7 protein-coding genes and 3 rRNA genes are annotated in these 14643 nt (G+C 57.5%); 1 reads left to right on the top strand and 9 read right to left on the bottom strand.

The window, feature by feature from the left end; all coding sequences use genetic code 11:
- Nucleotides 1-3: 3 nt before the first annotated feature.
- Nucleotides 4-1542, bottom strand: coding sequence for a murein biosynthesis integral membrane protein MurJ (murJ, locus tag NY023_RS03090; protein ID WP_013970749.1), 1539 nt, complete (start codon nucleotides 1540-1542; stop codon nucleotides 4-6).
- A gap of 250 nt (nucleotides 1543-1792) precedes the next feature.
- On the opposite strand from murJ, the gene rpsT reads away from it, so the two are divergent.
- Nucleotides 1793-2071, top strand: a complete 279-nt coding sequence (rpsT, locus tag NY023_RS03085; RefSeq protein ID WP_003247625.1) for a 30S ribosomal protein S20 — start codon at nucleotides 1793-1795, stop codon at nucleotides 2069-2071.
- A gap of 167 nt (nucleotides 2072-2238) precedes the next feature.
- On the opposite strand, the gene NY023_RS03080 is transcribed toward rpsT, so the two are convergent.
- The 8 genes from NY023_RS03080 to NY023_RS03045 form a co-directional block, all read right to left on the bottom strand.
- The gene (locus NY023_RS03080) at nucleotides 2239-4539 is read right to left on the bottom strand and encodes a PqiB family protein (RefSeq protein WP_013970748.1); all 2301 of its coding nucleotides are present in this window, start codon (nucleotides 4537-4539) and stop codon (nucleotides 2239-2241) included.
- Nucleotides 4532-5155 (bottom strand): paraquat-inducible protein A, encoded by a 624-nt coding sequence (locus NY023_RS03075; protein WP_015268842.1) that lies wholly within the window; start codon nucleotides 5153-5155, stop codon nucleotides 4532-4534. The genes NY023_RS03080 and NY023_RS03075 overlap by 8 nt, the downstream gene beginning before the upstream one ends.
- Nucleotides 5142-5801 carry a paraquat-inducible protein A gene (locus NY023_RS03070; protein ID WP_013970746.1) on the bottom strand — a complete coding sequence of 220 codons (660 nt, stop codon included), beginning with the start codon at nucleotides 5799-5801 and terminating at the stop codon, nucleotides 5142-5144. Before NY023_RS03070 ends, NY023_RS03075 begins: the two co-directional genes overlap by 14 nt.
- Before the next feature lie 258 nt (nucleotides 5802-6059).
- Nucleotides 6060-6175, bottom strand: a 5S ribosomal RNA gene (gene rrf, locus NY023_RS03065).
- Between the two features lie 131 nt (nucleotides 6176-6306).
- Nucleotides 6307-9198 (bottom strand): 23S ribosomal RNA (locus NY023_RS03060).
- A 317-nt stretch (nucleotides 9199-9515) separates the two neighbouring features.
- Nucleotides 9516-11052: ribosomal RNA gene (locus NY023_RS03055) — 16S ribosomal RNA — on the bottom strand.
- Together the 16S, 23S and 5S rRNA genes form the textbook arrangement of a ribosomal RNA operon.
- A gap of 560 nt (nucleotides 11053-11612) precedes the next feature.
- Entirely contained in the window at nucleotides 11613-13106 is a 1494-nt protein-coding gene (locus NY023_RS03050) for a CoA-acylating methylmalonate-semialdehyde dehydrogenase (protein ID WP_023662877.1), read from the bottom strand.
- Nucleotides 13107-13179: 73 nt separating this feature from the next.
- A complete protein-coding gene (locus NY023_RS03045) occupies nucleotides 13180-14526 on the bottom strand; it encodes an aspartate aminotransferase family protein (RefSeq protein WP_013970744.1) in 1347 nt (448 codons plus the stop codon).
- Nucleotides 14527-14643: the final 117 nt, after the last annotated feature.

Below are 14643 nucleotides of genomic sequence, written 5' to 3'. Positions count from 1 at the left end.
GCCTCAGTGCAAGGCCTTGCGGGCGAAATGCCGAGGCCGGAAGCCGCACAGGTACAGGCAGCCGAAATAGGTCACGACGCCCGCCAGTACCAAAGCCCCCAGGCGCACCAGGCGCTCGAGCATGTTGCCCTGTTCCCAGGCCGGCAAATAATGCATGCCGGCCAGCAACACCGCCGACATCAGCCCCACCGCCAGCACCAGCTTGAGCAGGAATATCGCCCAGCCTGGTTGCGGCTGGAACAGCTGCTGACTGCGCAGTTTCCAGAACAGCAGGCCGGCGTTCAGGCAGGCCCCCAGGCTGATCGCCAGGGCCAGGCCGGCATGCGCGAGCGGCCCGATCAGGGCCAGGTTGAACAGTTGGGTGCAGACCAGGGTGAATACCGCGATCTTCACCGGTGTACGGATATTCTGCTGCGCGTAGAAGCCGGGTGCCAGCACCTTGACCAGAATGATCGCCAGCAAGCCCACGGAATAGGCGATCAGCGCCTTCTGGGTCATGGCTGCGTCGACGGCAGTGAACTTGCCGTACTGGAACAGCGCCACGGTCAGTGGCTCGGCGAGAATGGCCAGGGCCAGGGTGCATGGCAGCACCAGCAGGAAGCACAGGCGCAGGCCCCAGTCGAGGATCCGCGAGTATTCCTCGCGGTCCTTGTTGGCGTAGGTCTTGGCCAGGGTCGGCAGCAGTATGGTGCCCAGGGCCACGCCCAGTACGCCGGAAGGCAGCTCCATGAGGCGGTCGGCGTAGTACATCCACGACACCGAGCCGGCTACCAGGAAGGAGGCGAAGATGGTGTTGATGATCAGCGAGATCTGGCTCACCGACACCCCGAGGATCGCTGGCAGCATCTGCTTGAGCACCCGCCACACGCCGGTATCGCGCAGGTTCAGGCGTGGCAGCACGAGCATGCCGATCTTCTTCAGCGCTGGCAGCTGGTACAGCAACTGTGCCAGGCCACCGGCCAGCACGCCCCATGCCAGGGCCATGATGGGCGGGTCGAAATACGGCGTGAGCAGCACGGCGAAGGCAATCATCGCCACATTCAGCAAGGTCGGGGTAAAGGCCGGCACCGAGAAACGGTTCCAGGTATTGAGGATTGCCCCGGCCAGGGAGGACAGCGAGATCAGCAATATATAAGGAAAAGTCACCCGCAACAGGGCGGTGGTCAGTTCGTACTTTTCGGCACTGTCGACAAAGCCTGGTGCGGTCGCCCACACCACCCATGGCGCCGCCAGGATGCCGATGGCGGTCACCAGCGCCAGAACCAAGGTCAGCAGGCCACTGACATAGGCGACGAAGGTGCGGGTCGCCTCCTCGCCTTGCTGGGTCTTGTATTCGGCCAGGATCGGTACGAAGGCCTGGGAAAACGCGCCCTCGGCGAAGATGCGCCGCAGCAGGTTGGGCAGCTTGAAGGCGATGAAGAAAGCATCGGTGGCGATGCCGGCGCCGAAAACACGCGCCAGGATGGTGTCGCGGACAAAGCCTAGCACCCGGGAAATCATGGTGATCGAGCTTACCGCAGCCAGGGATTTGAGCAGGTTCATCGAAAAGATTCACGCCAAGGGCAGAGGACGCTGCCAGACAGCGTCCGAATGTGCGATACTCCCGCGCCTTCGCAGGGGAGCCAAAAATTCCCGAGTTTACAGGTCGCGCAGCAGAAAGGAATATTTCCCTCTTGTTGGCGCACCGCTCGGCGGAACCTTGCAGGTGGCCTTGACATCCGTTCGACTGATCGGCATGATTCGCGGCCTATTTTGTTTGCTATTTACCTAAAGTCTTTCGAGGAGCTCGACGGTGGCCAACACACCTTCCGCCAAGAAACGTGCAAAACAGGCTGAGAAGCGTCGCAGCCACAACGCCAGCCTGCGTTCCATGGTCCGCACCTACATCAAGAATGTAGTCAAGGCCATCGACGCAAAAGACGCCGAAAAAGCGCAAGCCGCTTACGTTCTGGCTGTGCCTGTAATCGACCGTATGGCCGACAAGGGCATCATCCACAAGAACAAGGCTGCTCGTCACAAAGGCCGTCTGAATGGCCACATCAAGGCGCTGAAAGAAGCTGCAGCTGCCTAAGCGACGCGCTAGTCGAAAAACCGACCCTAGGGTCGGTTTTTTGTTGCCTGCGATTTGACGGGCTTGCCTGGATAACCTGATCCGGCCTCATCACCGGCAAGCCATGCGCGGTCCCTGTGGGAGCTGGCTTGCCGGCGAGGGGCCGCAAAGCGGCCCCTTCTGCAATCTTACTTGGCAATCTGAATCTTCGGCGCCCACTGCAGCCATTCATCCTCGGCCTTGTCGAACAAGGCGAACGTCTGCTGCGGCCGTGCCGGGTTGCCCATCTGCTCGCCATCCGGCGTGGCGAAGGCGATACCGCCGTCGATCATGGTCTCCACCGACTCGGTACGCACCGTAACCCCCTTGACCAGCCCCCAATCGAAACCGAAGCCGCTGCTGTTCCAGAAGCGGCTGCCGCTGCGCACCAGGGCCGCATAGCGCGGCTCGATCAGGATATGGATCAATACGCGGTCAGCGCTCTGGCCCAGCTCGAAGCCCGTCACCTTGCCCACCGCAACCTCACGATAGGTCACCGGCACGCCCGGCTTGATCGAGCCACGGCGCGGGGCGCTCAGCGTCAACGGCAGCCCGACTTCAGGCCCTGCCACCTGCGGGGCGTCGGCCAAGGCGATGAAATCGCGCTGCGGGCCACGGTCCTTGGCAGCCGGCTGCACTTCCAGGTACTGCCCGCCCACCAGGGTGTCGAGGTTCTGCGTGCGCACCAGGCCAAAGGCTGGCTTGACCACCCAGAACTGCGTACCGACGCGGGCGATACGGTCCGCCGCTTCGGTAATGCGCGCCCGCAGCAGCACCGCCTGCAAGTCATCGGTCAGGTCGACGCTCTCGACGCTACCCACATCCAGGCCGCGGAAGCGAATCGCCGTGCCAGGCTTGAGGCCGTCGGCACGGTCCACACGAATGGTGATCAACGTACCCGCGCGGTTGACCGCCTCCTGGCTGTCATGCAGGCGGAAGCGTGGGATGTGTCGTTTGAGCGGCACATCAGGCCGTGGCGTATCGAACGCGATACCACCAGCCATCAGGGTCTGCAGTGATTCACTCTTGATCTTGATGCCCGACAGGCCGCCCGTCAGGGTGATGCCACTGACATTCCAGAAGCGCGACGAACCGTTGACCAGCTTTTCGTATTCCTTCTCGATATGCACTCCGATCAGGATGCGATTGCTGTTGCGGGCGAACTGGTAGCTCTGCACGCTACCCACCTTCACCTGGCGGTACATGACCGGGCTACCGACTTCCAGCGAACCCAGGGTGTCGGCGAACAGCACCATGTGCAGGCCTGGTGCCTTGAGGTCGAGCGGAGGCGCCTTAGCGCGGGCTTCGAACTCACGCTCTGGCCGCGCCCCTTTCTCACCAGGGCGAATGGCGATGTAGTTACCCTTGACCAGCGCCTCCAAGCCAGTGATACCCGCCAGGGAAATTGACGGTTTGACCACCCAGAACTGCGTGCCCTCGACCAGATAATCCTCGGCCAACGGGTCCAGCGTAAGCTCGGCCGAGGCACTGGCCAGGTTGTCTGCCATTGTCAGGGCTTTCAGCGAGCCTACCTGGATGCCCTTGTACATGACCGGTGTACGGCCCGCCTGCAGGCCCTCGTAATCGCTCAATTTCACCTTCACCCGGATGCCGGCCTGGGCCGCATCGAAGTCCTCATACAGACGGAACGGCAGGTTCGAGTCGGTGGGTGGACTGTCCTTGCGGTGTTCCGGCGTGGCAAAGGCGATACCACCGGCGACAATGCTCGACAGCGATTCACTACGCACTTTCACGCCCGACAGCGAAGCATCGATGCTGACGCCGCTGGCATTCCAGAAACGCGTGTGCTTGCGCACCAGGCTGGCATAGGCCGGCTCGATGAAGACCTTTATCTCGACAGTGCTCTGGTCCTCGGACAGGCGGTAGCTTTTAACCCGGCCAACCTGGATCTGCTTGTAGAACACTGGGCTGTCACGGTTGAGCGACCCAAGCCGCTCGGCCTTGAGGGTAAGGTGCAGGCCCGGCTCAGTGTCCGACAGCGGCGGAGCAACCTTCAAGGCAGTAAAACGCTTGGTGCGCTCCCCCTCCCCTGGGCTGACGGCGATGTAGTTGCCTGACACCAGAGTTTCCAGGCCGGAAATACCCGCCAGGCTGACGCTCGGCTTCACCAGCCAGAAACGCGTGCCTTTGGTCAGATGCGGCTCGGCAGCCTTGTTCATCTCGATGGTGGCGATCACCCCCTGGTTCTCACCCTTGGCGTCGAGCACCAGGCTCTTGACCTTGCCAACCGGCATGCCCTTGTAGATCACCTCGGTCTTGTTGGCGACGATACCCTCACCCGACTCGAAGCGGACCTCAATTTCCACACCGGCATCACGGTAAGCCTGCCACGCAAGCCAGCCACCGATCATCAAGGCGATCAAAGGCAGGATCCATATGGCCGACCAGTTCGAGGCTGGGCGGGTTTTAGCCGTTGGCAGGTCACTCATGGTCGTCATCCGACTCCGTGTTATCCCAAATCAGTCGGGGATCGAAAGTTAAAGCGGCAAGCATTGTCAGGATCACCACAGTTGCAAAGGCGACAGCGCCCAGGTTGGCTTCGACACTGGCTATTCGGCCGAAATTCACCACCGCCACCAGGATGGCGATGACAAAGATATCGAGCATGGACCAGCGCCCAATGAATTCGATGAAGCGGTACATCAATATCCGTTGCCGTGCCGAAAGCGGCTGACGGCGCTGAACGGAGTACAACAGCAAGCCGATGCCCACCAGTTTGAACGTGGGCACCAGGATACTGGCAATGAACACCACGGCAGCAATGGGCACCATGCCATGCTTGAGCAAGGTGATGACACCGGACATGATCGTGTCGGGGCTGCCTTGGCCCAGGGTGCTCACGGTCATGATCGGCAGCATGTTGGCCGGGATGTACAGGATCGACGCGGCAATCAGCAGCGCCCAGGTACGCGCGATGCTGTTCGGCCGACGGGCATGCACGATGGCACCGCAGCGTGTACAGGTTTGTGAAGTGCTGTCTGGCTGTTGCCGGTTCAGCTCGTGACATTCATTGCAGACAAGAATGCCTGCATCAATCGCCCGCATGCAGGTCCTCCCCTGATAGCGCACTCCAGATCTGGTGCGGTGACATCACCACCTCGAGCCACACCTGGATCAATAACAGGCTGATGAAGCAGAACAGCCCCAGACCTACCGTCAGCTCGGCCAGGTCCACCAGCTTGACGATGGCTACCAGCACGCCCATGAAATAGACCTCGAGCATGCCCCAGTCACGCAAGTGGTGATAGATGCGGTAGAACAGCAGGCCGAAACTACGCCCCACGTTCAGACGGATACTCAAGAGCACGACCAGCTGACAGAGCAGTTTTGCCAGAGGGATGGCCATGCTGCACAGGAAAACCACGACGGCCACACCGCGCATTTCCGAGTTGTACAGGCCCAGCACGCCGCTCCAGACAGTATCGTCCGATGTCTGGCCAAGCAGGTGCAGCTGCATGATCGGCAGGAAATTGGCAGGCACAAACAGCAGCAAGGCGGTGAGCACCAGGGCCAGGCTGCGGTTGACCACATTGTGCCGATGGGCGTACAGCTCATAGCCGCAGCGCGGGCATTGGGCTTTCTCATCATGCTGGAGCACGGGCTTGCGCAGCAGCAGGTCACATTCATGACAGGCGACAAGCTCGTCCAACGGCAACTGGGCCAGGGTTTCAGGTTCGACAGGATTGGGCATATAGCGCTTCTGAATAGGTGCGTGGGCCTATTCTAGTGTTCTGGCTCGAATTGTGGGAGGCGACGATTGAACGGTGACCAGTGCGGGCGAGTCGAGGCGTCGAACCGCCGCGAAGCAGGCGACGCGGTGGATGGCACCGGCCTTGCCGGCATTCGCGGGTGAACCCGCTCCCACAGGGGCGGCGTATGCTTGGGAATTTTTGCGCCAGAAAGACAAAACCCCTACCTGCATGCGCAGATAGGGGTTTTGCGAAATGAATCTTGACGATGACCTACTCTCACATGGGGAAACCCCACACTACCATCGGCGATGCATCGTTTCACTGCTGAGTTCGGGATGGGATCAGGTGGTTCCAATGCTCTATGGTCGTCAAGAAATTCTGTTGCCAGAATGTCCAGATGGACAGCCCAGCGAATTCGGATATGCGATATTTGTGATGTTGCGAACTTTCGGTTGTTTCGTCTTCACCACCGCAATCTGCGCTAGCAAATTGCTTGGGTGTTATATGGTCAAGCCTCACGGGCAATTAGTATTGGTTAGCTCAACGCCTCACAGCGCTTACACACCCAACCTATCAACGTCGTAGTCTTCGACGGCCCTTTAGGGGATTCAAGATCCCAGTGAGATCTCATCTTGAGGCAAGTTTCCCGCTTAGATGCTTTCAGCGGTTATCTCTTCCGAACATAGCTACCCGGCAATGCCACTGGCGTGACAACCGGAACACCAGAGGTTCGTCCACTCCGGTCCTCTCGTACTAGGAGCAGCCCCTCTCAAATCTCAAACGTCCACGGCAGATAGGGACCGAACTGTCTCACGACGTTCTAAACCCAGCTCGCGTACCACTTTAAATGGCGAACAGCCATACCCTTGGGACCGGCTTCAGCCCCAGGATGTGATGAGCCGACATCGAGGTGCCAAACACCGCCGTCGATATGAACTCTTGGGCGGTATCAGCCTGTTATCCCCGGAGTACCTTTTATCCGTTGAGCGATGGCCCTTCCATACAGAACCACCGGATCACTAAGACCTACTTTCGTACCTGCTCGACGTGTTTGTCTCGCAGTCAAGCGCGCTTTTGCCTTTATACTCTACGACCGATTTCCGACCGGTCTGAGCGCACCTTCGTACTCCTCCGTTACTCTTTGGGAGGAGACCGCCCCAGTCAAACTACCCACCATACACTGTCCTCGATCCGGATAACGGACCTGAGTTAGAACCTCAAAGTTGCCAGGGTGGTATTTCAAGGATGGCTCCATGAGAACTGGCGTCCCCACTTCAAAGCCTCCCACCTATCCTACACAAGCAAATTCAAAGTCCAGTGCAAAGCTATAGTAAAGGTTCACGGGGTCTTTCCGTCTAGCCGCGGATACACTGCATCTTCACAGCGATTTCAATTTCACTGAGTCTCGGGTGGAGACAGCGCCGCCATCGTTACGCCATTCGTGCAGGTCGGAACTTACCCGACAAGGAATTTCGCTACCTTAGGACCGTTATAGTTACGGCCGCCGTTTACCGGGGCTTCGATCAAGAGCTTCGCTTGCGCTAACCCCATCAATTAACCTTCCGGCACCGGGCAGGCGTCACACCCTATACGTCCACTTTCGTGTTTGCAGAGTGCTGTGTTTTTAATAAACAGTCGCAGCGGCCTGGTATCTTCGACCGGCATGGGCTTACGGAGCAAGTCCTTCACCCTCGCCGGCGCACCTTCTCCCGAAGTTACGGTGCCATTTTGCCTAGTTCCTTCACCCGAGTTCTCTCAAGCGCCTTGGTATTCTCTACCTAACCACCTGTGTCGGTTTGGGGTACGGTTCCCAGTTATCTGAAGCTTAGGAGCTTTTCTTGGAAGCATGGTATCAACCACTTCGTCGCCTGAAGGCAACTCGTCATCAGCTCTCGGCCTTGAAATCCCGGATTTGCCTAAGATTTCAGCCTACCACCTTAAACCTGGACAACCAACGCCAGGCTGGCCTAACCTTCTCCGTCCCTCCATCGCAATAACTGGAAGTACAGGAATATTAACCTGTTTTCCATCGACTACGCTTTTCAGCCTCGCCTTAGGGACCGACTAACCCTGCGTCGATTAACGTTGCGCAGGAAACCTTGGTCTTTCGGCGTGCGAGTTTTTCACTCGCATTGTCGTTACTCATGTCAGCATTCGCACTTCTGATACCTCCAGCAAGCTTCTCAACTCACCTTCACAGGCTTACAGAACGCTCCTCTACCGCGTCATCAAAGATGACACCCGTAGCTTCGGTGCATGGTTTGAGCCCCGTTACATCTTCCGCGCAGGCCGACTCGACTAGTGAGCTATTACGCTTTCTTTAAAGGGTGGCTGCTTCTAAGCCAACCTCCTAGCTGTCTAAGCCTTCCCACATCGTTTCCCACTTAACCATGACTTTGGGACCTTAGCTGACGGTCTGGGTTGTTTCCCTTTTCACGACGGACGTTAGCACCCGCCGTGTGTCTCCCATGCTCGGCACTTCCAGGTATTCGGAGTTTGCATCGGTTTGGTAAGTCGGGATGACCCCCTAGCCGAAACAGTGCTCTACCCCCTGGAGTGATACATGAGGCGCTACCTAAATAGCTTTCGAGGAGAACCAGCTATCTCCGAGCTTGATTAGCCTTTCACTCCGATCCACAGGTCATCCGCTAACTTTTCAACGGTAGTCGGTTCGGTCCTCCAGTCAGTGTTACCTAACCTTCAACCTGCCCATGGATAGATCGCCCGGTTTCGGGTCTATACCCAGCGACTAAGCGCCCTATTAAGACTCGCTTTCGCTACGCCTCCCCTATTCGGTTAAGCTCGCCACTGAATATAAGTCGCTGACCCATTATACAAAAGGTACGCAGTCACCTAACAAAGTAGGCTCCCACTGCTTGTACGCATACGGTTTCAGGTTCTATTTCACTCCCCTCTCCGGGGTTCTTTTCGCCTTTCCCTCACGGTACTGGTTCACTATCGGTCAGTCAGTAGTATTTAGCCTTGGAGGATGGTCCCCCCATATTCAGACAAAGTTTCTCGTGCTCCGTCCTACTCGATTTCATTGACAAGAGATTTTCGTGTACGGGGCTATCACCCACTATGGCCGCACTTTCCAGAGCGTTCCACTAATCTCAAATCAACTTAAGGGCTGGTCCCCGTTCGCTCGCCACTACTAAGGGAATCTCGGTTGATTTCTTTTCCTCAGGGTACTTAGATGTTTCAGTTCCCCTGGTTCGCCTCTTGCACCTATGTATTCAGTACAAGATACTCAGCTTATGCTGAGTGGGTTCCCCCATTCAGAGATCTCTGGATCACAGTCTGTTTGCCGACTCCCCAAAGCTTATCGCAGGCTACCACGTCTTTCATCGCCTCTGACTGCCAAGGCATCCACCGTATGCGCTTCTTCACTTGACCATATAACCCCAAGCAATCTGGTTATACTGTGAAGACGACATTCGCCGAAAATTCGCATGTTGCTCTTTCGAGCAGAACTCACAAATTTTACCTTAGCCTGATTAACCAGCAGTGAAACTGGCCATCAGTCTATATCTATCACATATCCGAATTTTTAAAGAACGATCTGACAAAAGTCAGAAATCAACATTCGAAACGAATGCTCATTTCCAAGTTCTGACCAGGAACAACACAAGATCCATACAGGATCTTGATCGTCTTCAACCATGAATCAAGCAATTCGTGTGGGAGCTCATCAGCAGGCTGATGTCGTCGATTAAGGAGGTGATCCAGCCGCAGGTTCCCCTACGGCTACCTTGTTACGACTTCACCCCAGTCATGAATCACACCGTGGTAACCGTCCTCCCGAAGGTTAGACTAGCTACTTCTGGTGCAACCCACTCCCATGGTGTGACGGGCGGTGTGTACAAGGCCCGGGAACGTATTCACCGCGACATTCTGATTCGCGATTACTAGCGATTCCGACTTCACGCAGTCGAGTTGCAGACTGCGATCCGGACTACGATCGGTTTTGTGAGATTAGCTCCACCTCGCGGCTTGGCAACCCTCTGTACCGACCATTGTAGCACGTGTGTAGCCCAGGCCGTAAGGGCCATGATGACTTGACGTCATCCCCACCTTCCTCCGGTTTGTCACCGGCAGTCTCCTTAGAGTGCCCACCATAACGTGCTGGTAACTAAGGACAAGGGTTGCGCTCGTTACGGGACTTAACCCAACATCTCACGACACGAGCTGACGACAGCCATGCAGCACCTGTGTCAGAGCTCCCGAAGGCACCAATCCATCTCTGGAAAGTTCTCTGCATGTCAAGGCCTGGTAAGGTTCTTCGCGTTGCTTCGAATTAAACCACATGCTCCACCGCTTGTGCGGGCCCCCGTCAATTCATTTGAGTTTTAACCTTGCGGCCGTACTCCCCAGGCGGTCAACTTAATGCGTTAGCTGCGCCACTAAAATCTCAAGGATTCCAACGGCTAGTTGACATCGTTTACGGCGTGGACTACCAGGGTATCTAATCCTGTTTGCTCCCCACGCTTTCGCACCTCAGTGTCAGTATCAGTCCAGGTGGTCGCCTTCGCCACTGGTGTTCCTTCCTATATCTACGCATTTCACCGCTACACAGGAAATTCCACCACCCTCTACCGTACTCTAGCTCGCCAGTTTTGGATGCAGTTCCCAGGTTGAGCCCGGGGCTTTCACATCCAACTTAACGAACCACCTACGCGCGCTTTACGCCCAGTAATTCCGATTAACGCTTGCACCCTCTGTATTACCGCGGCTGCTGGCACAGAGTTAGCCGGTGCTTATTCTGTCGGTAACGTCAAAACAGCAAGGTATTAACTTACTGCCCTTCCTCCCAACTTAAAGTGCTTTACAATCCGAAGACCTTCTTCACACACGCGGCATGGCTGGATCAGGCTTTCGCCCATTGTCCAATATTCCCCACTGCTGCCTCCCGTAGGAGTCTGGACCGTGTCTCAGTTCCAGTGTGACTGATCATCCTCTCAGACCAGTTACGGATCGTCGCCTTGGTGAGCCATTACCTCACCAACTAGCTAATCCGACCTAGGCTCATCTGATAGCGCAAGGCCCGAAGGTCCCCTGCTTTCTCCCGTAGGACGTATGCGGTATTAGCGTTCCTTTCGAAACGTTGTCCCCCACTACCAGGCAGATTCCTAGGCATTACTCACCCGTCCGCCGCTGAATCAAGGAGCAAGCTCCCGTCATCCGCTCGACTTGCATGTGTTAGGCCTGCCGCCAGCGTTCAATCTGAGCCATGATCAAACTCTTCAGTTCAATACTGCTTGGGTTTTTAAGAAACCCTAAACTTGGCTCAGCAATCTCAAATGACTATGTGATTTCTCGCATGGCCACTTGTGATGCTGATAATCTTTGTGACTATCAGTCCGTACTCACAAGCACCCACACGAATTGCTTGATTCGATTTGTTAAAGAGCGTTTGGCTAAGAGTGTTTCGTCTCAACCGATGCGCGCATTCTACGCTTTCCTCATTTGCTGTCAAGCGTTTATTTTGAAGTTTTTTGCGAGAAACTCGTTTAACTTCAAACACTTGACTCGCTGCGATCTCTCGTAGCGGGAGGCGAATCATACAGCGTTTAGAAGCACTGTCAACCATCATCTCAACCGCTGTCGATCATTTGATCGTAGCCCTTTCAACTCTTTCCGAACAACCTAACTTGTTGAATTTCAAGAAGTTTGTCGTTCCGATATCGCTGGAAGTGGGGCGCATTATAAGGGGATTCGAGAGGGCGTCAACCTTTAATTTCAAGAAACTTTAATATCGCTGAAAAACAAAGCGGGGAGGCCTGTCGGCCTCCCCGCTTCTGCGTCATCCCTTACAAACTAGGGAACGCAAACTGCGAAGCCTCATGGCTGGCCCGCTGCGGCCAGCGCTGGGTAATCGCCTTGCGACGGGTATAGAAGCGCACACCGTCCGGACCATAGGCATGCAGGTCACCGAACAGCGAGCGCTTCCAGCCACCAAAGCTGTGGTAGGCCACCGGCACCGGCAGCGGTACGTTCACACCGACCATGCCCACTTCGATCTCGTCGCAGAACAGGCGCGCCGCTTCACCGTCACGGGTGAAGATGCAGGTGCCGTTGCCATACTCATGATCGTTGATCAGTTGCATGGCCTGCTCCAGGCTGTTCACACGCACTACGCAAAGCACCGGGCCGAAGATCTCTTCCTTATAGATACGCATCTCCGGGGTCACCTTGTCGAACAGGGTGCCGCCGACGAAGTAGCCATCCTCATTACCAGCCACACGGAAGCCACGGCCATCCACCACCAGCTTGGCGCCAGCAGCAACACCGTCATCAATGTAGCCCACCACCTTGTCACGGGCAGCAGCCGTCACCAGCGGGCCCATGTCCAGGCCGCACGAGGTGCCGGCACCAATCTTCAGGGCCTTGATCTGCGGTTCCAGCTTGGCAATCAGGGCGTCAGCCACCTGGTCACCCACGCATACCGCCACCGAAATGGCCATGCAACGCTCGCCGCACGAACCGTAGGCCGCCCCCATCAGTGCGCTCACGGCATTGTCCAGGTCGGCATCCGGCATCAGCACCGCATGGTTCTTCGCACCACCCAGGGCCTGCACACGCTTGCCGCGCTTGGTGCCTTCAGCGTAGATGTACTCAGCGATCGGAGTCGAACCGACGAAGCTCAGGGCCTTCACTTCCGGCGCTTCGATCAGCGCATCCACCGCTTCCTTGTCGCCGTGCACCACGTTGAGGATGCCCTTCGGCAGGCCGGCTTCCAGCAGCAGCTGGGCGATGAACAGAGTCGAGCTCGGGTCGCGCTCGGAAGGCTTGAGGATGAAGGCGTTACCGCAGGCGATGGCCAGTGGGTACATCCACAGCGGCACCATGGCCGGGAAGTTGAACGGGGTGATACCGGCAACCACGCCCAGTGGCTGGAAGTCGGACCAGGCATCGATGTTCGGGCCAACGTTGCGGCTGTACTCGCCTTTGAGCACTTCCGGCGCGGCGCAGGCGAACTCGACGTTCTCGATGCCACGCTTCAGTTCGCCGGCAGCATCTTCCAGGGTCTTGCCGTGCTCTTCGCTAATCATCTGCGAGATACGCGCTTCGTTCTGCTCCAACAGTTGCTTGAAGCGGAACATCACCTGGGCGCGCTTGGCCGGTGGGGTGTTACGCCAGGCCGGGAAGGCAGCCTTGGCCGAGTCGATCGCTTCCTGCACGGTCGCGCGGCTGGCCAACTCGACTTTGCGCACGGCCTGGCCGGTGGACGGGTTGAAGACATCGGCGGTGCGCTCACCCTTGGTAACCAGTTCGCCGTGGATCAGGTGCTGAACAATGCTCATGCAAAACTCCAGATAAAGAAGGTTGAGGCAGGCGCGCGATGCGTTCACGCGCCAGGCATCAGAATCGGAAAGATCAGTCGATCAGGTTCAGGGTTTCGCCTACTGCGTCGAACAGGCGATCCAGTTCCTGCGGCGTGGTGTTGAAGGTTGGGCCGAACTGCAGGGTGTCGCCACCGAAGCGTACATAGAAGCCTTTCTTCCACAGTTTCATCGCCGCCTCGTACGGACGCACGATGGCATCACCGTCGCGGGCAGCGATCTGGATCGCGCCGGCCAGGCCGTAGTTGCGGATATCGACGATGTTCTTGGTGCCCTTCACGCCATGCAGCAGCTTCTCGAAGTGCGGCGCCAGCTCGGCGGCGGCCTGCACCAGGTTTTCCTTCTGCAGCAGGTCCAGCGCGGCGATACCGGCGGCGCAGGCTACCGGGTGGGCCGAGTAGGTGTAGCCGTGCGGGAATTCCACGGCGTACTCCGGGGTCGGCTGGTTCATGAAGGTCTGGTAGATCTCGCTGCTGGCGATAACCGCGCCCATCGGGATGGCGCCGTTGGTCACCTGCTTGGCGATGCACATAAGGTCCGGGGTCACGCCGAAGGCTTCGGAGCCAGTCATAGCGCCCATGCGGCCGAAGCCGGTAATCACTTCGTCGAAGATCAGCAGGATGTTGTGCTGGGTGCAGATTTCACGCAGGCGCTTCAGGTAACCCTTCGGCGGCGGCAGAACACCAGCCGAACCTGCCAGCGGCTCGACGATCACGGCAGCGATGTTGGAGGCGTCGTGCAGCTCGATCAGCTTGAGCATCTCATCAGCGAGGGCAATACCACCCTCTTCCGGCATGCCTTTGGAGAAGGCGTTGACCGGCAGCACGGTGTGAGGCAGGTGGTCGACATCCAGCAGCTGACCGAACAGCTTGCGGTTACCGTTGACGCCACCGAGGCTGGTGCCGGCGATGTTCACGCCGTGGTAGCCGCGAGCACGGCCGATAATCTTGGTCTTGGTCGCCTGGCCTTTCAGACGCCAGTAGGCACGCACCATCTTCAGCGCGGTGTCGGCACACTCGGAACCGGAGTTGGTATAGAACACATGGTTCAGGTCGCCCGGGGTAAGTTCGGTGATCTTCTCGGCCAGCTGGAACGACAGCGGGTGGCCGAACTGGAAGGCCGGGGAGTAGTCCAGTGTGCCGATCTGACGAGCCACCGCTTCGGTGATTTCCTTGCGGGTGTGCCCGGCGCCGCAGGTCCACAAACCGGACAGGGCATCGAAGATCTTGCGCCCCTGGTCGTCGAACAGGTAGCTGCCTTCGGCCGCCACGATCAGGCGTGGGTCGCGCTGGAAGTTGCGGTTGGCGGTGTAGGGCATCCAGTGCGCATCCAGCTTGAGCTGGCTGGCGATACCGGCGGGGGCGGTTTCGGGCATGTTCATCGGCGGTTCCTCGGAAGACGATTAGGCAACGATGGATGTTGTTGCAGCTAAATTGGCACGGCGATAAAGTCTGGAAAAGCCAACATTTCTAATCTTCAGACAGGCCCTGACTAAACT

The sequence above is a fragment of the Pseudomonas sp. NBB genome (genome assembly GCF_032701105.1).
GTDB classification, from domain to species: domain Bacteria; phylum Pseudomonadota; class Gammaproteobacteria; order Pseudomonadales; family Pseudomonadaceae; genus Aquipseudomonas; species Aquipseudomonas asiatica.
The sequence above is the reverse complement of the archived record's forward strand: the minus strand, read 5'-3'. Positions and strand labels throughout refer to the sequence as shown.